Raw genomic sequence first — 17,249 nt, forward strand, 5'->3', positions numbered from 1 at the left:
GGCGGCGGTCTATTGAAGAGTGAGGTTGTAATTGTCAATCACAATCTTGATGCGAGCCGTGTGCATGCGCAAACTTTTACTAAAGGAGCAGGATTTGCGGACCAATACCCCGCAGCGCTGGCGTAAGGAGCAGTTGATAGCCTCAACAATATTGGTTTTGCCGCTGCCTTTGGGATGAGGCCGATGCTGGTGGGCGGGCAAGACCTTGGCGTAGGCTTCCCACTGGTCGGTGTGGTAGCGGCAGTGGCGTTGGTAGCGTCGCGGCAGCGCGGCCCACAAGCGCCGGGCCGTGGCGGCTCCCCGGCAACCCAGCACCCAGGCCACGATGCGGCGCGAGGCCCGTTCAACGGCCAGCCACAACCAGACTTTGCACGTGCGCCGGCCCACGAAGGTCCACATTTCGTCAAGTTCGAGGGCTTCAGGTTTCCGGCGTTGGGCCTTTTTCGTCCGGCGACGCGGCAGCCGGGGCGAGTCCAAGGCCGCTTTTTTTTATCAGCTTGGCGATGGTCATCCGTGCCACGCCGGTGGCGCGCACGATGCTACGTTGGGAGTTACGCTCGGTGAGCAAGGCTTCCACCTGCGCATACTGTGCCGCCTTGGCCACGGCCGCTGGTATAAACCGTGCCTGATACCCGCACGCCTTGCACTGGTATTTAGGCTGACCACCCTGCGTGCCATTGCGGCGGATGTGTTCACTACCACAGCGGGCACATAAGTGTTGCGTATAAACCATGCGCTAATTTACAACCTCACTCGCTAATAGACCACCGCCATAAAATGAAACGTGGATGAAGGCCTCCAAATCTACTGTTCAGCCCCCTATTGTGCTGCCCGTTCTGCGGATTTTTGAAGAAACCGCAAACCCCGGGCCCTCACCGGTTGGGAAAACGGCCGCCGCTACCTTTGCCTCATCCCTATCCGCCCCATCCGCCCACCCCACGCACCCCATGACCTTCGACCGCCGCGACTACGCCAACGATACCCTGCTGCACCTGTACCGCGAGTTGCTGAAGCCGCGCCTGATTGAGGAGAAAATGCTGATTCTGCTGCGCCAGGGCAAGGTCAGCAAGTGGTTTTCGGGCATTGGGCAGGAGGCCATTTCGGTGGGCAGCACCCTGGCCCTGGAGGCCGATGAGTACATTTTGCCGCTGCACCGCAACCTGGGAGTGTTCACGGCGCGGCAGGTGCCGCTGGCCCGGCTGTTTGCGCAGTGGCAGGGCAAGCCTGCGGGCTTCACCCAGGGGCGCGACCGCAGCTTCCACTTCGGCACCAACGAGTACCACATCGTGGGCATGATTTCGCACCTGGGGCCCCAACTAGCCGTGGCCGACGGCATTGCCCTGGCCGATGTGCTGGATGAAAAGCCGCGCGTCACGCTCACGTATTCCGGCGACGGCGGGGCCTCGGAGGGCGACTTCCACGAGGCCCTGAACGTGGCCGCGGTGTGGCAGCTGCCGGTCATTTTCCTGATTGAAAACAACGGCTACGGCCTCAGCACGCCGTCCAACGAGCAGTTCCGGTTCAAGTCATTCGTGGACAAGGGCCCCGCCTACGGCATGGAGGCCGTGCAGGTGGACGGCAACAACGTGCTCGACGTGTTCGACACCATCCACCGCCTGGCCGTGGACCTGCGCCAGCGCCCGCGCCCCGTGCTGGTGGAGGCCCTTACCTTCCGGATGCGCGGCCACGAGGAGGCCAGCGGCACCAAGTACGTGCCCGCCGAGCTGCTCCAGGAGTGGGCCCAGAAAGACCCCGTAGACCGCTACGAAAAGTGGTTGCTGGCCGAGGGTATCCTCACCGAAACCGCCCGCCTCAGCCTGCGCGAGCAGTTCAAAAAGGAAATCGAAACCGCCCTGGCTGAAGCCGATGCCGCCCCGGGGCCCACCGCCGACACCGCCCACGAGCTGGCCGACGTGTACGCGCCCTTCGTGCCGGATGCGTCGGCAGTTGTCGGTTATCAGTTGTCAGTTGTCAGTGAGCAAAAAAACTCTCCAAACGTCCTGACAACTGACAACGAACAACGAACAACTAAAAGCCTACGCTTCATCGACGCCATTTCCGATGGGCTGCGCCAGAGCATGGTGCACCACCCCGGGCTGGTGCTCATGGGCCAAGACATTGCCGAGTACGGCGGCGTGTTCAAGATTACCGAGGGCTTCGTGGCCGAGTTTGGCAAGGGCCGCGTGCGCAATACGCCCCTGTGCGAGTCGGCCATTGTGGGGGCCGGGCTGGGCCTGAGCGTGCGCGGCAAGAAATCGATGGTGGAAATGCAGTTCGCTGATTTTGTGACCTGCGGCTTCAACCAAATCGTGAACAACCTGGCCAAGAGCCACTACCGCTGGGGCCAGGCCGCCGATGTGGTCATCAGGATGCCCACCGGCGCGGGCACCGCCGCGGGGCCCTTCCACTCGCAAAGCAACGAGGCGTGGTTCACCCACGTGCCGGGCCTGAAGGTGGTATACCCCAGCAACCCGCACGACGCCAAGGGCCTACTCTGCGCCGCCTTCGACGACCCCAACCCGGTGCTGTACTTCGAGCACAAGCTGCTCTACCGCAGCCTCAGCGGCCCCGTGCCCGACGGCTACTACACCACGCCCATCGGCGAGGCAGCCTTGGTGCGCGAGGGCGACGAGCTAAGCATCGTCACCTACGGCATGGGCGTGCACTGGGCCCTGGCGGCCTGCAACGAACTGAACATCAGCGCCGACATCCTCGACCTGCGCACCCTGCTGCCCTGGGACACCGAAGCCGTGCGCCGCACCGTGGCCAAAAACGGCCGCCTCCTGGTGCTCCACGAAGACACCCTCACGGGGGGCCTGGGCGGCGAAATCGTGGCCTGGGTGGCCGAGCACTGCTTCCAGCACCTCGACGCCCCCGTGCAGCGCGTAGCGGGCCTCGACACGCCCATCCCCTTCGCCCCGCCCCTCGAAGCCGATTTCCTGCCCCAGCAGCGGCTGAAGGAGCGGCTGACGTGGCTGCAAGCGTATTAGCCAGCGATATCTGGCCCCAGCTTCTGTAAGCGTAGCCCTGACACGTATTCAAAGTGTTGGTCACGGGACAGCAAAGGCACGTCGTATGCCACGCACAAAGCAGCAATCCAGATATCATTTTCGGGAATGGGCCGGCCTGCTTGTTTCAGTTGCAGCCGAATTTCGGCATAGGTATCTGCCACCAGCGCATTAGTGTTTAGCAGTACGCAGCTGGCAATAAAAGCCTAGTAACGCGCTTCGTTACGGCTGCGGTTGGCCGAGTTTTTCGCGCCAAAAAGCAATTCGCCGCTAACAGTTACGGGTAGGCATATCACTTCAAACTGCTGTAAAAGCGCCCGCACGGCTTGTTTACCGTTTAGCACATCCACTACTACGTTCGTGTCGAGGGCTATCGTATCCATCTACCACTCGCCTTCTATTTGCCCAAACTCCTGCGCTAGCGACTGCCGCAACTCAGCCGCCTCAGCATCGGAAATAGTGTCGGCAAAGCGTAGCACGGCGTCACGGTTAGGCGTAACCTGTCCAACGTTGCGCTTGATAACCTGCATATAGTCAAACAGCTGATTTAATAATTGTAAATCAGTAATCGAGTTGACATCGTGGATAATTCGCTCGCGTAAAACCATAATTGTGAGTGCTAAAGGTGAGGAAAAGGGCGCTGATAACTGCGAAAAATTTATACTGCGTCAGGAAGTCGATTACCACGCTAGTATCAAGGAAAAGATGCCTCATTTGCTGGAACGTTCCAGCAAAGCTTCTGTCAGGCTTTCCTTGTAATCAAAGTCGTCGGGCACTTTCAAGGAACCAAATAATTCCTGTACAGCCGGTGAAAGAGTTGGCGTTACAGCTGCTGGCGAAGTGTTAGCTCTAAGCATCGTTTCGACTAGTTCATCTAAGCTTCTGCCTGTCGCTTGGGCATACGCCTGAGCTTGTTCAACGACTTGGGAGTCGAGCGTGAGGCTGGTAGACATGGCGCTGGGGATTTTGGTTGAAGAAGATACGAAGAACAATGGCTGCAAGGGTACTAAGGCCCCAGCCCCTAATCGTCCAGCATTATCCGCTTGCCCGGTACTTCCTGGTGGTAATCGGCCATGATCTGCCGTAGAATCTGCATGTCCTTGGGGCAGGCCCGGGCGAAATTTTACCAGTTTTGCAACACCAGGCAATCAGGCATTTCAACCACGGCGATGACGGCATCCCAGAAAGCGTCCCAACCCACGCCGTACCAGTCCGGAAATCCCAGCTGGCTTTTCATCGTCATGTGAAAAGCAGCTTTGGTATTGACGTTGGTTTGGCCGATGGTCATTGATTAATTGCAGATGGCGCTTGCGTGTTGCAGCAGTGAAATCACAGCCTCTACGCCATAGTTGGATTTTTAAAACTAAATTTTGGTTATTTATAAAATGGGGCAGTCGTCTAATTTATAGTGATTTGCAAAATCATTAATCAGACTTAGAATTTTTTTCATGCATAAACTATTGATTAACAATATATTTATCCAATAATTTTTCCTCAAAATCATTATATTAAATAACGATTTTAGCACCTTGGTTTAGACCATCGACGGTAATCATTTTGACGCCCGGGGCCCGCATTTTGGCTGCGTAGCTGCTGTCTTTGGCCTAGGCCCCGGCCAGCAGCGGCAGTAGCAGGAAGAGGGATAAACAGGCTTTGCGAAACAGCATGGAGGGTGGCGGTAGCGGATGGGCCCCGGGGGAACCTCACGAGGCCCCCCGGGGCCCTAAAGTTCACAACTCGAACCGCTTCATAACCTGCGTGGTGAAGCTGCTGTAGCCGGGCGCGGCCACCATTTCGGCGGGGAGGGGCTGCACTTTGGCGGTGGTGGGCAGGCCCAGGCTGCGGTCGGTGGCGGTGAGGTGCAGGCGTTTGGCGTCGTTGGGGCCCAGCTCGAACTCCAGCACGACGCCCTGGGGACCCGGGGCGAAGAAGGTGAGGGCGCTGTACGCGTTGCGGGAAAACAGGAGGGTGGGGTCCACGGCGTGGCCCGCTACGCGCAGGCTTTTTAGCTTGAGGGTGGGCCAGCTTAGGCGCAGGCTCACCACATCGGGGCGGGCGGGGCGCACTTGCAGGCGCAGGCGGCGGCCGGTGGGCAGGGTGGTATCAGCCAGCACGGTGAGGGTGGGCGGGGCCAGCGGCAGGCGCGGGGCTGCCTGGTGCAGCACCGGCAGCGCCGAGCTAGGGAACAGCTCGGGCAGGGGCCCCACGGTGGGCGCGGGGAAAAACTGCCGCGTCCAGGCGTCGGGCTGGGCCATGCTGCTGATCCAGTAGGCTTGCCCGTGGTTGGCATCAAGAGTGTAGTATGCGTGCGTTTGCTGCGGGTGCTCGGCGGTGGGGCTGCTGGTGGCATGGCCCGCCGCCAGGGCCCCCAGGGCCACGGCGGCGGCTAGCAGCGGCAGGCCCCAGCGGGCGCCGGTGGTTTCGGTGCGGCCCAGGGCGGGCAGCAGCGCCGGCAGCAGCAAACCCAGCAGCACCGCCAGAAAAAATAGGCCGGCCAGCACCAGGGGCCCCAGGCCGGCCAGCGTGAGCAGCGCGCGCAGGTTGGGCGCCAGCAGCGCCACCGCCGGCACGGCCAGCAGTGCGCCCACGGGGCCCAGGGGCAGTGAATAAATCTCGCGCCGGCCCCGGGGCCCGATGAACGGCCGCGGTGTGGTCACCGTTTGCCAGAGCCAGCCCAGGGCCCCGCATCCGATGGGAATGCCCAGCAGGAAGCCCGACGTGGGCGCCTTCAGCTGCAAAAAGGCTTGCAGCCCGGCCAGCACCAGCAGCACGCCGCCGGTCAGCGAATCGGGCCGCAGCCACTGGCGCAGGGCTCCGTAGTAGGCCGCGAACACGGCCGTGCCCAGCGCCGCCAGCGCCAGGTGGTACCAGCCCACGTTGTAAAAGGCGTGGTCGTAGAACACCGCGTACTTTGGGTAGGCGGCCACCACGGCGCGCGCCAAGTACCAGCCCGCGGCCAGCACCAGCGCGGTGCCGATGAGCCAGGCCAGGGCCCCGCCCAGCAGGCCCGCCAGGCGCAGGCGGCCCCGCCGTCGGGCCTGCGCGATGGCTGCCAGCAGCAGCAACCCGCCCGCAATGTTTAGCCCCCAGTTCCAGCCGGCGTCGTAGCGCACCAGCCAAGTGCCCAGCGGGTTGAAGAAGGAGCTATCGGACGTGGGCGCGTGGGCGAGCGAGATGCTAGCGAAGTGCCGCACCAGGGGCAGCATGTAGTCGCCGTGGTGCTGGAGCGAGGCCAGGTCGAGGTGCGCGGGCGTGTCGGCCGGGCTGTGGTAGTAGGCGTAGCCGCCGGTGAAGGCGAAGTTTAGCCCCGGCAGTCCCGCGGCCCGGAAGGCGGTGAAATCGGTGCCGTTGGGCAGGTAGCGGTAAATTTCGTAGGCTAGCGACGAGCCCAGCGGCGCCGACGGCGCGGCTCTGACGAATTCTTGCAGCACCCAGGTATTGCCGCTGCTTACTTCGAACAACAGGCTGGGCCCCGCGTTGCCCCGCGCCTCAAAATTCAGCACCACGCCCACCTCGCGCCGCAGCCGGGCCGTGTCGGCGGCGTAGGCCTGGGCCCCCAGCAGGCCCACTTCCTCGCCGTCGGTGAACACCCAGCGCACGTCGTGGGCCAGGGGCGGGCCGGCGCGCAGGGCCCGGATGGTTTCAAGGGCGGCTGCCACACCCGCGCCGTCGTCGCTGGCGCCGGGTGTGTGCGGCTGCGAGTCGTAGTGCGTGAGCACCAGCACAGCGGGGCCCCCGGGCAGGCGGCCGGGCAGGCGGGCCACCACGTTTTGCACCCGCGCCCCGGTGAGGGCCCCGGGGCCCCCGGCCACCACCACAGTGGTGTCCTGCACGGTGGCCGTGAGGCCCAGGGCCCGGCAGCGGCGCAGCAGGTAGTCGCGCACGGCGGCGTTGGCCGGCGTGCCGATGCTGTGGGGCGTGCGTGCCACCACAGCCACCTCGCGCAGGGCCCGCTCGGCCGAAAACGCGGTGGCTGGGGCCCCGGCCGGCACTGGCCGCGGCGCCCGCGCCAGGTAGATGGCCAGCGCGGCAAATAGCAGCAGCCCAAGCAATGGCAGCCAGCGGCGTAGAAATGCGGACATAAGCAAGGCGCTGCGTAAGGTCAAGTTAGGAATGAGCACCAAAGCAACGCACTGGCCCCCAGCAATCCAAAGCCGCCCGCCGGCTGCCGGCCGGGGCTCCCGCGCCCGGCCCGGCGTCGGGGCGAAATAGCAAGGTAGCAAGATGAAATAGGGAGCCGCCAAGATGGGGCCCAGTGGGGCGCGGCCGCTGCTAGGCCGTGCTTATCTTCCAGCCCTTATTCTATGCTATGCCCCCCGTAAACCGCTTAATTATCCTCCTGCTGCTAGGCGCACTGCTGGGCTCGTGCAGGCTGTTTCACCCCTACCGGCTGCCCACGCCGCCCGTTTCGTCCGAGGTGAAAGCGCAGCGCAAGGCCGCTGAGCACGCCCGCAAGCAAAGCGCCCGCGCCGCCGGCCAGCACCGCAAGAAAAAAGACGCCACCGACGACGCCCCCACGGCCTCCGGCGCCGCTCCCACCGCCACCGCCGATGCGCCCAAGGAGCCCGCCAAGGCCGGCAAGCTGCACTTCGACAAGAAAACCGGGCTCATGAAAAAGCCCAAGCTCAAGCGCCGCATCGTGCACAAGAAGCCGCACAAACCATTTAGGCCCCTCGAAGCGTTCAAAAACCTCTTCCACCGCAAAGCCAAACCCAATGCCAAGCCCCACGCCGCGTCGCCCAAAGCCGACCCCGAATAAGCCGCCCCGCGCCGGCGGCTGGCTGCTGCTAGCGCTGGCCCTCGGTGCCGCCGCCCCCGCCCAGGCCCAAATCACGCCCCAAAAGGCGCGTGACGTGGACGCCGCCCACCGCCGGGCCCAACGCGAGGGCCGCCGCCTGCCCACGCCCTACAAAGACACGCACCTCGACATTCCCCGCACCCGCCTCGACCGTGGCGCCGGCGACCAACCCCGCCCCGCCGGGGCCGATGCCATGCAATACCGCCACGGGACCCCGGTGAACCCGAAGAACAAAAAAAACTTTCTGGGCCTGGGCCGTAAGAAGAAATAACCGTCCGTTTGTTGGTGCAGAGAATTATTGGCCGCGGCCAGTGTTAAGGGCCCGGTGAATATATCTTCGCAACCGGCCCTGGCCTGGCCAAACGGGCAATAAGTCAGTAACTTAAACTCTGTTCTATGTCTACTCCCTGGCTTCCGCTCACCGATGCGGCCCAACTCACGGCCATTGCCGACGAATCGCGCCAGCACCCCGTCATCATCTTCAAGCACAGTACCACGTGCTCCATCAGCGCTGCGGCGAAGGCCAAAATTGAGCGCCAGTGGGCCGCCAGTGGCCTCGACGCCGTGCCGATTTACTACCTCGACCTGCTGCGCTTCCGCCCCCTGTCGGCCCAGATTGCCGAGCAGTTCGGCGTGCAGCACGAGTCGCCCCAGCTGCTGCTCATCCAAAACGGCGAAGCCACGTTCGCCGCCTCGCACATGGGCATCCGCCTCGATGCCGTGAAGGCCGCCGTGGCCAGCTAGGCGCTGGCTACGCCACCAAAAACCAACGGGGCCCCCGGCGCAACTTGCACCGGGGGCCCCGTTTCTGTTGGGAGGAAGTTAATTGAACGTCATGCTTCGCTACGCGCTGCATGACGTTTTTTTCTGTGCAACTCCTTGGTAAGGAGCAATCTTTTCCTTCGGGCCGGGGTCCTACAGGTCGTAGCTGAATGTGATTTGCTCGTCCACGTCGGGGTGCAGGCTCAGGGCCACGGGGCAGGTGCGGGCGGTGCGCTCCATCAGGGCCCGGTCGGCGGCGGCGAGGGCGGCGGGCAGGTGCAGGGCCACCTCAATGCGCGCGATGCGGCGCGGGGCCTCGGTGCTCATGTGCTTGGTGGTGGTGTAGGTGCTGCCGGCCAGGGCAAGCTGGTGGCGGTCGGCCACGATGCCCATGGTGGTGACGATGCACGAGGCGAGGGCCACGCACACCAGGTCGGTGGGCGAGAAGGCTTCGCCCTTGCCGTGGTTGTCGACGGGCGCATCGGTGTGGATAACGGTGCCCGAGGCCACGTGGGTGGCTTCGGTGCGCAGGTGGCCGAGGTAATGGGCGGTGGCGGTGGGCATTGCGTGTATCTTTACGAGTGGAACGGGAACGGGGCCAGGGGCCGCGCAAAGGTAGCTCGCCCGCCGAACCCAACCGGCCGCGCGCGGGTTCTGGGGGCTATCCTCTCTCATCTGTTTGCGCCTAACTTCGTTGCGTATGTTGTGTGTTCGCCGCTTCCTTCCCGGTTTGGTGCTGGCCGGGGCCCTGCCGCTGGCCGCCCGGGCCCAAGATGTGCCCGCGCCGGCCCGCCCCGCCGCCCGCGCCACGGCGCCGGCGCCCGCCCGCCGGCCCGCGGCCGGGCCCCCCGCCAATGGGCGCCCACCCATGGCCACGGCCGCGCCGTCCGATGAGCAGTCGTACCACAAGGAGTTCGTGTACGGCATCAACTTCAACACCCAGGGCGGCCTCATTGGGGGCGTGTCCATCCGCTCGGCCCGGGTGCTCGACGACCGATGGCTGCGCTTCTGGAGCCTGGAGGGCGTGTCGCTGAAAAACCAGAAGGAGGAGCGCGTCAGCAACACCACCACGGGCGGCAGCTACATCTACCACAAAACCAACTATGCGTTTGCCCTGCGCCCGTCGTTCGGCGTGCAGCGCATCCTGTTCCGCAAGGCCGCCGACGCTGGGGTGCAGGTGAACGCCCTGCTGAGCGCGGGGCCCTCCATCGGCATCCTGATGCCCTACTACATCAGCTACGACTACACGGCGGCCAAAACGCTGGTTTTCAACTCCAGCGACGACATCCGCGACGAGCAGTACGACCCCAGCATCCACGTGCAGGAGGGCGCCATTGTGGACCACGCGCCGTTTTTTAGCGGCATCGGCAGAACCCAGCTCGTGGCCGGGGCCCACCTGCGCGGGGCCCTCAGCTTCGAGTACGGGCGCTACCGCGACGCCGTGGCGGGCATCGAAGCCGGCTTCCTGGTTGAGACCTACGCCAGGCGCCTGCTCATCCTCAGCCCCGGCAACCAGGGCGACGCCGCTCTCATCAACAACAAGTTCTTCCCGTCGGTGTACCTCACTTTGTACATCGGTCACCGCTCGTAACCAAGTAGCCGTGCAACAGTAAATGGGTTACCAGTTACTCGTTGACAGTTGTTGGTCAATGGGTTATGGTTGAGCTAATAAATAACAACTAATGACTAACAACTTAGTTGTAAGTCATAGATCATGAAGGCTGAGTTGGGGCCCCGGCCCGGCCGGGGAAGCGAATTTTCACGCTTTTGCTGCTTCAACTCGTACCGCGGCCACTACCCACCGCTTCATGGTTTACAACTTGCAATTCATAATTAATAATATGATTGACCTGCCCATCCTTAACCAGCCCGAAACGGCCGCCCCGGCCCGCCCCCGCAAGCCCGATTGGCTGCGCGTGAAGCTGCCCGTGGGCCCCGAGTACGCCGCCGTGCGTAAGCTCGTCGACGAGCACAAGCTGCATACCATTTGCGAAAGCGGCAACTGCCCCAACATGGGCGAGTGCTGGGGCGCTGGCACCGCCACGTTCATGATTCTGGGCAACATCTGCACCCGCTCGTGCTCGTTTTGCGCCGTGGCCACCGGCCGCCCCACCGAGCTTGACCTCGACGAGCCTCGCCGCGTGGCCGAGGCCATTGCCCTGATGAAGGTGAAGCACGCTGTACTCACGAGTGTGAACCGCGACGAGCTGAAGGACCGCGGCGCCAGCGTGTGGCGCGAAACCGTGGTGCTTACCAAGCAGCTTTCGCCCGGCACCACCATCGAAACGCTCATCCCCGACGTGAAAGCCAACTGGGACGCGCTGGAAACCATGATTTCGGGCGGCCAGGAGGTGATTTCGCACAACGTGGAAACCGTGGGCAGCCTCTACCGCCTGGTGCGCCCTCAGGCCAAGTACGACCGCTCGCTGGAGCAAATTCGCCGCACGAAGCTGGCCGGGCACCGCACCAAGTCGGGCATCATGCTGGGCCTGGGCGAGCAGCCCGACGAGCTGTACCAGGCAATGGACGACCTCGTGGCCAACGGCCTCGACATCCTCACCCTCGGCCAGTACCTCCAGCCCACCAAGCGCCACTTGGCCGTGGCCGAGTTCATCACTCCCGACCAGTTTGCCCACTACCGCGAAGAAGGCCTCAAGCGCGGCCTGAAGTACGTGGAAAGCGGCCCCCTGGTGCGCAGCTCCTACCATGCCGAGCGCCACGTAAACGTGCCGGTGTAGTACTGCCAGGGCCCCGGGGCGGACGAACGCACGGCTTTTTCATGGCTGCCGGCATGCTGCTGGTGCAAAGCACTACGGGGCCCGGCTTATTGCCCGTGGCTCCAACGCCACTGTAGCGCAAGCCCATTCTAAGAAGCTGTTTGAAACGGCCATACTTCACCGCGTGGACGCCAGATGAGCATGGCCATCGAAAAGGGCGTTTAGCTAACTCAAACGGCTTTTAAGCAAACGCGCCTCTTTCTAATATAGAAAGAGGCGCGTTTGCTTAGGGTAAACACCTGAATAATAAGCAGCGCATTTGGTGTTATTCCTTGGATTATTGCTGGCGCCCCAGGGCCCAAACGCCCATCCCTAGCCCAAACAGCAGCAATCAAACCGCGCCGTCGTTGAGCGGTACGGCGGTGGGCGGCTCGGCCGGCTCCTCCTGGGCGTCGAGGCTGGCGTTGGCCGCCAGGGTTTGGGCCTGCTTGCGGAGCAGCGCGGTCTTTTGGGCTTCGTTTTCGAGGGCTAAAAACGAGGTCAACGGGGTGAGGATGCGGTTAGCGAAACTGGCCTGGGTTAACGCCACGCGCTGAGCGTCGGCCTCGGCGGGGTGCAGGGTTTGCCACTGGCTGTAGCCTTGCGGCCACAGGCCCGCCAACCAGCGCGACGAGGACCCGGCGGTGGGCATCAGGTCCGCCTGCGGCTGGCTTAGCACTACGGCGGGCAAGCCGTCGTCGGGTAGGTAGGCCTGGGGATGGGCGGCCGTGGGCCAGGCGCGCACGGCCCGGCCGGCCGGGGCCCCGGTGGCGGCCAGGGCCGGCGCAAACGGGTGGCGCAGCGAGCGGGCTTCGGCGCGCCGTACGGCACTAGCACCAAAAAGCCGTCACCCTCCGGGTACGCCGGGGCCAGGTCGGCGAAGTCGGGCGCCAGCACGGCCTGGGCCAGCGAACCGGTGACGACGACCAGCACCGGGTAGCTGGGGGCGGGGTGCAGCTGTGCATCGGCCAGCACGCGCTGCACGGCCCCGGTGAGGTAGCAGCCACCCGCGTTGGGAAAGGCATCGAGCTGGCTTTGCCAATCGCGGCCGGCGGGCACGGGCGTGGCGCAGGTATTTACGAGGGTGAAGCGCGGGGCCCCCAGGCCGGGCCGGGCCTGCAAAAAGCGCGTAACCCACTGCTTGTAAGCGGGCTTGCGGCCGGCTTTGCCCGCCGATACGTCGAGCAGAAAGTGGTAGTAGGGCCGGCGCTGCATTAGGGGCCGCCGCTGCTTGGCCGCCGCGCCGACGTACACGACTGTGCCGCCGGGCGTGGCCGTGGCCCCCGGCGCGGGCGCGGGGCCCCGGGCAGTGTTGCCCAGCGCCGCCGCGTCGTCGTCCAGCGCCCGTATATGCACCACCAGCACCACTAGCGGCGTGAGCATCAGGAAGCCTGTGCCGATGGCAACAACCGCCAGCACAGACAGCGGCAGAAACGGCAGGAACACCAAGAAGAAATAGGCCATGTAGCCCAGCAGCACGCTGCGCCCGGCCAGCAGTGCCAGGTGCCACCCGGGCCGCGCCGGCGCCGGGCAGCACAGCAGCACGCCGTTGAGCACCGCCAATCCGAAAAACCAAGGGCTGCTGAAATCTCCGGAGGTGCCGTTTTTCGTGCCCCCGCCCAGGCCGTCTAGAAATAACTCCTTGTTTACCAGTAGCCCCAGCACGGGGAGGACTAGGGCAACCATGATTTTCCAGGCCAGGCTAAACGTGCCGTCCGGGCGGTTCAGGCCGATGATGTAGGCGCCCCGCACCAGGTAGAACAAGAACGCCAGGGGCCCTACGGTGAGCAGCGCGCCGGACAGCCCGTTGCTGAACCACTGCGGATGCGGCGATTGATTAAAATGGCGGTAAATGGCCCACGGTGCCCAGACGGCCACCCAGGTTGCCACGGGCACCGCCGCGGCCAGCTAAAGCTGGGCAGCGCGCGGTGCGGGCGGTCGGCAGGGGTGGCGCGCACCACCAACACCAGCAGCGCATGGGCCAGCGTGGGCATCAAAAACGTCCAGACGTACAGGATGGGTTCGGTGGGCACCATCCAGCGCGGTACCGCGGGCGGGATCAGTGGTCGCTGTCGTGGGTGCCCAGCCACAGCAGGGCCCCGTAGGCCACCAGGGCCGCCCCCGCGTACCCAGGCGCTGATGCGCTGGCCCCGCCGCCAGTACCAGGCCGCGTAGCCCACGTCAGGGCGGCGGCCCCGGCCAGCCCCAATGCCTGCTGCTGCCAGAGCGCCATGCTTTCGGGCGTCAGCAGCGACTTGATGACGCTGAACTCGCCGTTGTACAGCAGCGCCAGCCTCACCGTGGGCGCTGTACTGACGAGAAGTAGCCACCTGGGCGTAAGGATGTTGCGCATACGGCAATGGCTCTGGTGGTGCAGCGTGAATAGGGCCCCGGCCGTCTTGGCCGTCGGTGGGGCAGTCCGGATTAATATACTGATGTAAATGTATTACGAAGAACTTTGAAATTCAAAGTAAATGCCTGGAAAGTTTCTCATTCGTAAATAGGTATTAAAGCTAATTCGGAAGTGTGTGTTAAGTTACTGCCCGTAGGCGAGGCGTAAATTTGGCTATGGATTACCTGAGTTTGCGCGAGCGGCCCCGCCAGTTTCTGGCCCTGACCAGCCTGCGAGCGGCGGAGTTTGACGACTTGCTGACCGACTTTGCCCCGGCCTGGGAGCGCCACCACCGCTACCACACCCTGGAAGGAACCCAACGGGCGTTCCCCGCCCACCGCGAGCGGGCCAACGCCGTGCTGGCGGGCAGCGATATAAAGCTCTTTTTTCTGCTCACCTACCTCAAAAGCAACGCCTTGCAAGAGCACCAGGCCGCCAGCTTTGGCATTTCGCAAGCGCGCGTCAGCCACTTGGCTACCGCCCTGCTGGGCGTGCTCAACCAGGTGCTGGCCCGGCGCGGGCTGCTGCCCGTGCGCGACGGCGGCGAGTTGGCTCAGCGCCTGGCTAACCACCCGGAGCCGGTCTTTGCCTACGACGGGGTCGAGCGGGGCGTACCACGTAACACGGACCGGGAGGCCCAGGCGGAGGAGTACAGCGCCAAAAAAAAGCGCACCGCGTGAAAAACATGACCTTATGCGATTCCACGCAGTACGTGCATTTTCTCTCGGCTACGGAAAGCGGGCGAGCGCACGACAAAAAACTGGCCGACGAGTACGCGCTGCACCTACCGGCGGGCTGCGTGTTACGGCAGGATTTGGGCTTGCTGGGCCACGCCCCGACCGGGGTCGTGGTGGAGATGCCCCACAAGAAGCCGCCGAAGCGGGAGTTGACGTTTGCCCAAAAGCTGTATAACCAGTTGCTGAGTCCGTTGCGCGTCGTTATCGAACACGCGCACAGCGGTATCAAGCGCCTGCACATGGTGCAGGGCACTATCCGCTTGCGCGGCGAATGGGTGCGCGATACGGTCATGGTCGTGGCCTGTGGGCTGCACAACCTGCGCGTGCGCAGCCCGCACCGCGCCTATCGCGCACCTGTCCACGCGAAACTCGCTAACTACGCCGAATAAGCTTTATTAAATAATCAGTTGTTTATGAAGCTGTTTAGGAAGTAGTCAGGCGGGCTCAAAACAGAAAAGACTCCCACGGCAGAGCGAAATTTGAGGTGCGACCCATCTCCTTTCCCTCCGTCATGGAAGTCCTGCCCAAAGATATCATTACCGCCTGGATACTCCCCCATTTGCCCTTTAGCGCCCACGGCCGTCGGCGGGCGGCCCAGCCGGTGGAAGTCGTCGGCGCCATTCTCTACAAGCTCAAAACGGGTTGTCAGTGGCGCTGGCTGCCCGTGCGAGAATTGCTGCCAACCCACCCCCTGACGTGGCAGGGCGTCTACTATTATTTCAACCAGTGGCGCAAGCAAGGTGCTTGGAAACAGCTTTGGTTGAGCGTCTTGCGCTTGAACCACGCGGCGCTGGACTTGTCGAGTGTGCAACTCGATGGCAGCCACACCCCGGCTAAAAACGGCGGGGCGGCTGTCGGCTATCAAGGCCGCAAGGCGGCCCGCACCACCAACGCCCTGTTTCTGGCCGACAACACGGGCCAGCCCCTAGCCGTGGCCACGCCGCAAGCCGGCAACCACCACGATACGTTTGCCCTCGAACACGTCTTCGCCGAACTCTGTGAGCTGCTCGAACAAGCGCACCTGCGCCTGGAAGGCCTCTTTCTGAATGCCGACAAAGCCTTTGATGTCACTAGCTTGCGTCAGGCCTGCGCCCGGCGCGACATCGAAGCCAACATTCCCCGCAACCGGCGCTCGACCGACTGGCAAACGGATGATGACACGCCGCTGGACCCCGAACTTTACCGGCGCCGGCTGGTCATCGAGCAAATGAACGCCTGGCTCGACGGCTTCAAGACCCTGCTGGTGCGCTACGAAACCTGCCTGGAAAATTGGCTGGCCTTCCACTGGCTCGCCTTTGTCGTGCTGCTACTGCGTAAAATTACCCGACCACCCACTTCCTAAACAGCTTCTATAATAAAAAAAGCCTCTTCCTATTCGGAAGAGGCTTTTGAAAATCAGAGAACGCCGGCCGCTTAGCGGCGGGTGTTGTTCTCGTTGGGCGGGTAGGTGCCCAGGATGCCGGTGACGATGCGCGTAGCCTCGTCCTGCGAGATGTTGTTCTGGTTGAGGGCGGCCATGCCGGTGCCGCGCCAGGCCAGCTCCTTGCGGCGGGCATCCACGATGTCGATGATGACGGTGCCGGCCTTGTACTGCGTCACGGGCGCGTAGCCGCGGCCGTAGCCGCCGTACCCGTAGCCGTAGCCGTAGGGGTAGCCCAGCCCGTTGTAGTAAGGCGAAGACTGCTGCTGGTTCTCCACGCGGGCGCTGTAGGCCACGAACACGTCGGGGTCCTGACCCTGGGCCACTTCGGTCAGGCCCTTAGTAGCTAGGTCAGACGCTACGGCCGCGCGGATGCGCTGGTCCACAAACGACTCGTAGCCCTTGGCGGGCCCCCCCTGGGTGTCGGCCTGCTGCTTGGGGTACCAGGCCCAGGTTTTGTAAGCGCGGAAATTAACGGCATGGTCGAAGTCGTTGGACACACCCACGCGCGACGTGGTGCAGGCGGCGGTGCCCAGGAGCAGCGCCAAACCCGTGGCAACCAGGGCTGCCGGGCGGGCAAAAAAGCGGGAATTGGGTTTCATAACGAGGGAAGAAAAAGTGGGGCGCCGGTTTGCCCGGTGGGGATGCCGCAACAGGGCTTGAGTGCTGGCGGATTAACGAAAAACCGGGGCCCCGCGTTCCGATTTGGGGTGGGCTTCTCGACGGATGGGAGGCGTTAATCGCCAGCGGCTTGCCGCGCAACGACGAAAGCCCGGCGCGTAGTATTGGCCGGCCGGCCAAGGGCCCATAAAAAGCCTCAACTGCACAGCGCCCTGGGGCCCTAACTGCCCGGAATAGCCCGTCTGCACGGCTACCGGCGAGCTTTAGTAGAATAATGATGATCTGGCGAGCTTAATGGGTAAAACTAAATGGATTAATCTTAAAATTCTTCTATCTTTCCGCTTCCATAATCACCCTATCTTTCTACTCTTTATCTCCATGTCAAAAGTTTTATTCCTCTTATTGGTGGCTACTGGGTTGGCCTCCTGCACCGCCGTGCGCGACGAGCGCCTGCGTACAGCCAGCGCCAACCGCACCCCGCAGCCCCACACCACCATCGTGGACTGCCCCGTGTACGACGGCATGACGAAAGCCTCGGCCGTGCTGGCGCAGTCGCCCACCGGCACCGTGGTGCAAGTCACCGACACTATTAGCGCCTACTTCGTGAAGGTGCGCCTCGACCAGGGTGGCAAAACCACCACCGGCTACATGGACCGCCGCTGCTTTGGCGAGCGGGGCAGCAAGTAGTATCAGTTATCGGTTTTTAGTTGTCGGTTATTCGGTTGCTGGGGCTCCATTAGGGCCCCAGCAACCGA

The 17,249-nt window shown here is 63.4% G+C and carries 22 protein-coding genes; 10 read left to right on the plus strand and 12 right to left on the minus strand.

From position 1 onward, the window contains the following. Window positions 1–9: 9 nt before the first annotated feature. Window positions 10–399, minus strand: coding sequence for an IS1 family transposase (locus DDQ68_RS17215; protein ID WP_162550044.1), 390 nt, complete (start codon window positions 397–399; stop codon window positions 10–12). Between the two features lie 19 nt (window positions 400–418). Beyond that, window positions 419–733 carry a transposase-like zinc-binding domain-containing protein gene (locus tag DDQ68_RS23015; protein WP_162549800.1) on the minus strand — a complete coding sequence of 105 codons (315 nt, stop codon included), beginning with the start codon at window positions 731–733 and terminating at the stop codon, window positions 419–421. A 214-nt stretch (window positions 734–947) separates the two neighbouring features. Between DDQ68_RS23015 and DDQ68_RS17220 the strand changes: the two genes are divergently transcribed. Next, window positions 948–2,990: an alpha-ketoacid dehydrogenase subunit alpha/beta gene (locus DDQ68_RS17220; protein ID WP_109657410.1), complete on the plus strand. Its 2,043-nt coding sequence runs from the start codon at window positions 948–950 to the stop codon at window positions 2,988–2,990. Here DDQ68_RS17220 and DDQ68_RS25020 read toward each other — a convergent pair. From DDQ68_RS25020 to DDQ68_RS17240, 5 genes are all read right to left on the minus strand, one after another. Continuing rightward, on the minus strand, window positions 2,987–3,172 hold the full coding sequence (locus DDQ68_RS25020; protein WP_162550200.1) for a PIN domain-containing protein: 186 nt from the start codon (window positions 3,170–3,172) through the stop codon (window positions 2,987–2,989). The genes DDQ68_RS17220 and DDQ68_RS25020 overlap by 4 nt on opposite strands. A 219-nt stretch (window positions 3,173–3,391) precedes the next feature. Continuing rightward, the gene (locus DDQ68_RS17230) at window positions 3,392–3,616 is read right to left on the minus strand and encodes a hypothetical protein (protein ID WP_109657412.1); all 225 of its coding nucleotides are present in this window, start codon (window positions 3,614–3,616) and stop codon (window positions 3,392–3,394) included. Window positions 3,617–3,718: 102 nt separating this feature from the next. After that, window positions 3,719–3,961, minus strand: a complete 243-nt coding sequence (locus DDQ68_RS23020; protein ID WP_162550201.1) for a DUF6364 family protein — start codon at window positions 3,959–3,961, stop codon at window positions 3,719–3,721. A gap of 170 nt (window positions 3,962–4,131) precedes the next feature. Continuing rightward, window positions 4,132–4,296: a barstar family protein gene (locus DDQ68_RS17235; protein ID WP_109657413.1), complete on the minus strand. Its 165-nt coding sequence runs from the start codon at window positions 4,294–4,296 to the stop codon at window positions 4,132–4,134. A 442-nt stretch (window positions 4,297–4,738) separates the two neighbouring features. Beyond that, complete coding sequence (locus DDQ68_RS17240) at window positions 4,739–7,090, minus strand: M20/M25/M40 family metallo-hydrolase (RefSeq protein WP_109657414.1); 2,352 nt, start codon at window positions 7,088–7,090, stop codon at window positions 4,739–4,741. 227 nt (window positions 7,091–7,317) lie between these two features. Here DDQ68_RS17240 and DDQ68_RS17245 point away from each other — a divergent pair, with 227 nt between their 5' ends. From DDQ68_RS17245 to ytxJ, 3 genes are all read left to right on the plus strand, one after another. After that, window positions 7,318–7,767 carry a hypothetical protein gene (locus DDQ68_RS17245; protein ID WP_109657415.1) on the plus strand — a complete coding sequence of 150 codons (450 nt, stop codon included), beginning with the start codon at window positions 7,318–7,320 and terminating at the stop codon, window positions 7,765–7,767. Then, window positions 7,724–8,077 (plus strand): hypothetical protein, encoded by a 354-nt coding sequence (locus DDQ68_RS17250; protein WP_109657416.1) that lies wholly within the window; start codon window positions 7,724–7,726, stop codon window positions 8,075–8,077. The genes DDQ68_RS17245 and DDQ68_RS17250 overlap by 44 nt, the downstream gene beginning before the upstream one ends. A 125-nt stretch (window positions 8,078–8,202) precedes the next feature. After that, window positions 8,203–8,550, plus strand: a complete 348-nt coding sequence (gene ytxJ, locus DDQ68_RS17255; RefSeq protein WP_109657417.1) for a bacillithiol system redox-active protein YtxJ — start codon at window positions 8,203–8,205, stop codon at window positions 8,548–8,550. A gap of 171 nt (window positions 8,551–8,721) precedes the next feature. On the opposite strand, the gene DDQ68_RS17260 is transcribed toward ytxJ, so the two are convergent. Next, the gene (locus DDQ68_RS17260; RefSeq protein ID WP_109657418.1) at window positions 8,722–9,132 is read right to left on the minus strand and encodes an OsmC family protein; all 411 of its coding nucleotides are present in this window, start codon (window positions 9,130–9,132) and stop codon (window positions 8,722–8,724) included. A gap of 136 nt (window positions 9,133–9,268) precedes the next feature. Between DDQ68_RS17260 and DDQ68_RS23025 the strand changes: the two genes are divergently transcribed. Together DDQ68_RS23025 and lipA are read left to right on the plus strand one after the other, a co-directional pair. After that, entirely contained in the window at window positions 9,269–10,159 is an 891-nt protein-coding gene (locus DDQ68_RS23025; RefSeq protein WP_162550202.1) for a hypothetical protein, read from the plus strand. Between the two features lie 250 nt (window positions 10,160–10,409). Then, a complete protein-coding gene (lipA, locus tag DDQ68_RS17275; RefSeq protein WP_109658488.1) occupies window positions 10,410–11,306 on the plus strand; it encodes a lipoyl synthase in 897 nt (298 codons plus the stop codon). Window positions 11,307–11,676: 370 nt separating this feature from the next. On the opposite strand, the gene DDQ68_RS17280 is transcribed toward lipA, so the two are convergent. The 3 genes from DDQ68_RS17280 to DDQ68_RS17290 form a co-directional block, all read right to left on the minus strand. Beyond that, window positions 11,677–12,069 carry a hypothetical protein gene (locus DDQ68_RS17280; protein WP_162550203.1) on the minus strand — a complete coding sequence of 131 codons (393 nt, stop codon included), beginning with the start codon at window positions 12,067–12,069 and terminating at the stop codon, window positions 11,677–11,679. Beyond that, window positions 12,003–13,220: a hypothetical protein gene (locus DDQ68_RS17285; RefSeq protein ID WP_109657422.1), complete on the minus strand. Its 1,218-nt coding sequence runs from the start codon at window positions 13,218–13,220 to the stop codon at window positions 12,003–12,005. Before DDQ68_RS17285 ends, DDQ68_RS17280 begins: the two co-directional genes overlap by 67 nt. Window positions 13,221–13,383: 163 nt before the next feature. After that, a complete protein-coding gene (locus DDQ68_RS17290; RefSeq protein ID WP_162550204.1) occupies window positions 13,384–13,677 on the minus strand; it encodes a hypothetical protein in 294 nt (97 codons plus the stop codon). 215 nt (window positions 13,678–13,892) lie between these two features. On the opposite strand from DDQ68_RS17290, the gene DDQ68_RS17295 reads away from it, so the two are divergent. The 3 genes from DDQ68_RS17295 (at window position 13,893) to DDQ68_RS17305 (ending at window position 15,795) form a co-directional block, all read left to right on the plus strand. Continuing rightward, window positions 13,893–14,396, plus strand: a complete 504-nt coding sequence (locus DDQ68_RS17295) for a transposase family protein (protein ID WP_109654768.1) — start codon at window positions 13,893–13,895, stop codon at window positions 14,394–14,396. A gap of 5 nt (window positions 14,397–14,401) precedes the next feature. Further along, the gene (locus DDQ68_RS17300; protein ID WP_109654769.1) at window positions 14,402–14,842 is read left to right on the plus strand and encodes a transposase family protein; all 441 of its coding nucleotides are present in this window, start codon (window positions 14,402–14,404) and stop codon (window positions 14,840–14,842) included. A 122-nt stretch (window positions 14,843–14,964) separates the two neighbouring features. Continuing rightward, window positions 14,965–15,795, plus strand: a complete 831-nt coding sequence (locus DDQ68_RS17305) for an IS5 family transposase (RefSeq protein WP_109656237.1) — start codon at window positions 14,965–14,967, stop codon at window positions 15,793–15,795. A 71-nt stretch (window positions 15,796–15,866) separates the two neighbouring features. Here DDQ68_RS17305 and DDQ68_RS17310 read toward each other — a convergent pair whose 3' ends face one another. Further along, the gene (locus tag DDQ68_RS17310) at window positions 15,867–16,475 is read right to left on the minus strand and encodes a DUF4136 domain-containing protein (RefSeq protein WP_109657424.1); all 609 of its coding nucleotides are present in this window, start codon (window positions 16,473–16,475) and stop codon (window positions 15,867–15,869) included. Between the two features lie 397 nt (window positions 16,476–16,872). On the opposite strand from DDQ68_RS17310, the gene DDQ68_RS17315 reads away from it, so the two are divergent. After that, window positions 16,873–17,181 carry a hypothetical protein gene (locus DDQ68_RS17315; RefSeq protein ID WP_162550205.1) on the plus strand — a complete coding sequence of 103 codons (309 nt, stop codon included), beginning with the start codon at window positions 16,873–16,875 and terminating at the stop codon, window positions 17,179–17,181. Window positions 17,182–17,249 lie beyond the last annotated feature (68 nt).

This window comes from Hymenobacter nivis (assembly GCF_003149515.1).
GTDB classification, from domain to species: Bacteria; Bacteroidota; Bacteroidia; order Cytophagales; family Hymenobacteraceae; genus Hymenobacter; species Hymenobacter nivis.

Bases quoted from the DNA above. Each gene is read 5' to 3' on its own strand.
- DDQ68_RS17305 (WP_109656237.1), top strand. From the start codon at position 14,965: ATGGAAGTCCTGCCCAAAGATATCATTACCGCCTGGATACTCCCCCAT.
- DDQ68_RS17295 (WP_109654768.1), top strand. From the start codon at position 13,893: ATGGATTACCTGAGTTTGCGCGAGCGGCCCCGCCAGTTTCTGGCCCTG.
- DDQ68_RS17245 (WP_109657415.1), top strand. From the start codon at position 7,318: ATGCCCCCCGTAAACCGCTTAATTATCCTCCTGCTGCTAGGCGCACTG.
- DDQ68_RS23015 (WP_162549800.1), bottom strand. From the start codon at position 733: ATGGTTTATACGCAACACTTATGTGCCCGCTGTGGTAGTGAACACATC.
- DDQ68_RS17315 (WP_162550205.1), top strand. From the start codon at position 16,873: ATGTCAAAAGTTTTATTCCTCTTATTGGTGGCTACTGGGTTGGCCTCC.
- DDQ68_RS17310 (WP_109657424.1), bottom strand. From the start codon at position 16,475: ATGAAACCCAATTCCCGCTTTTTTGCCCGCCCGGCAGCCCTGGTTGCC.
- DDQ68_RS17220 (WP_109657410.1), top strand. From the start codon at position 948: ATGACCTTCGACCGCCGCGACTACGCCAACGATACCCTGCTGCACCTG.
- DDQ68_RS17260 (WP_109657418.1), bottom strand. From the start codon at position 9,132: ATGCCCACCGCCACCGCCCATTACCTCGGCCACCTGCGCACCGAAGCC.
- DDQ68_RS17235 (WP_109657413.1), bottom strand. From the start codon at position 4,296: ATGACCATCGGCCAAACCAACGTCAATACCAAAGCTGCTTTTCACATG.
- DDQ68_RS17230 (WP_109657412.1), bottom strand. From the start codon at position 3,616: ATGGTTTTACGCGAGCGAATTATCCACGATGTCAACTCGATTACTGAT.
- DDQ68_RS23020 (WP_162550201.1), bottom strand. From the start codon at position 3,961: ATGTCTACCAGCCTCACGCTCGACTCCCAAGTCGTTGAACAAGCTCAG.
- DDQ68_RS17215 (WP_162550044.1), bottom strand. From the start codon at position 399: ATGTGGACCTTCGTGGGCCGGCGCACGTGCAAAGTCTGGTTGTGGCTG.
- DDQ68_RS17250 (WP_109657416.1), top strand. From the start codon at position 7,724: ATGCCAAGCCCCACGCCGCGTCGCCCAAAGCCGACCCCGAATAAGCCG.
- DDQ68_RS17290 (WP_162550204.1), bottom strand. From the start codon at position 13,677: ATGCGCAACATCCTTACGCCCAGGTGGCTACTTCTCGTCAGTACAGCG.
- DDQ68_RS17240 (WP_109657414.1), bottom strand. From the start codon at position 7,090: ATGTCCGCATTTCTACGCCGCTGGCTGCCATTGCTTGGGCTGCTGCTA.
- lipA (WP_109658488.1), top strand. From the start codon at position 10,410: ATGATTGACCTGCCCATCCTTAACCAGCCCGAAACGGCCGCCCCGGCC.
- DDQ68_RS23025 (WP_162550202.1), top strand. From the start codon at position 9,269: ATGTTGTGTGTTCGCCGCTTCCTTCCCGGTTTGGTGCTGGCCGGGGCC.
- ytxJ (WP_109657417.1), top strand. From the start codon at position 8,203: ATGTCTACTCCCTGGCTTCCGCTCACCGATGCGGCCCAACTCACGGCC.
- DDQ68_RS17300 (WP_109654769.1), top strand. From the start codon at position 14,402: ATGACCTTATGCGATTCCACGCAGTACGTGCATTTTCTCTCGGCTACG.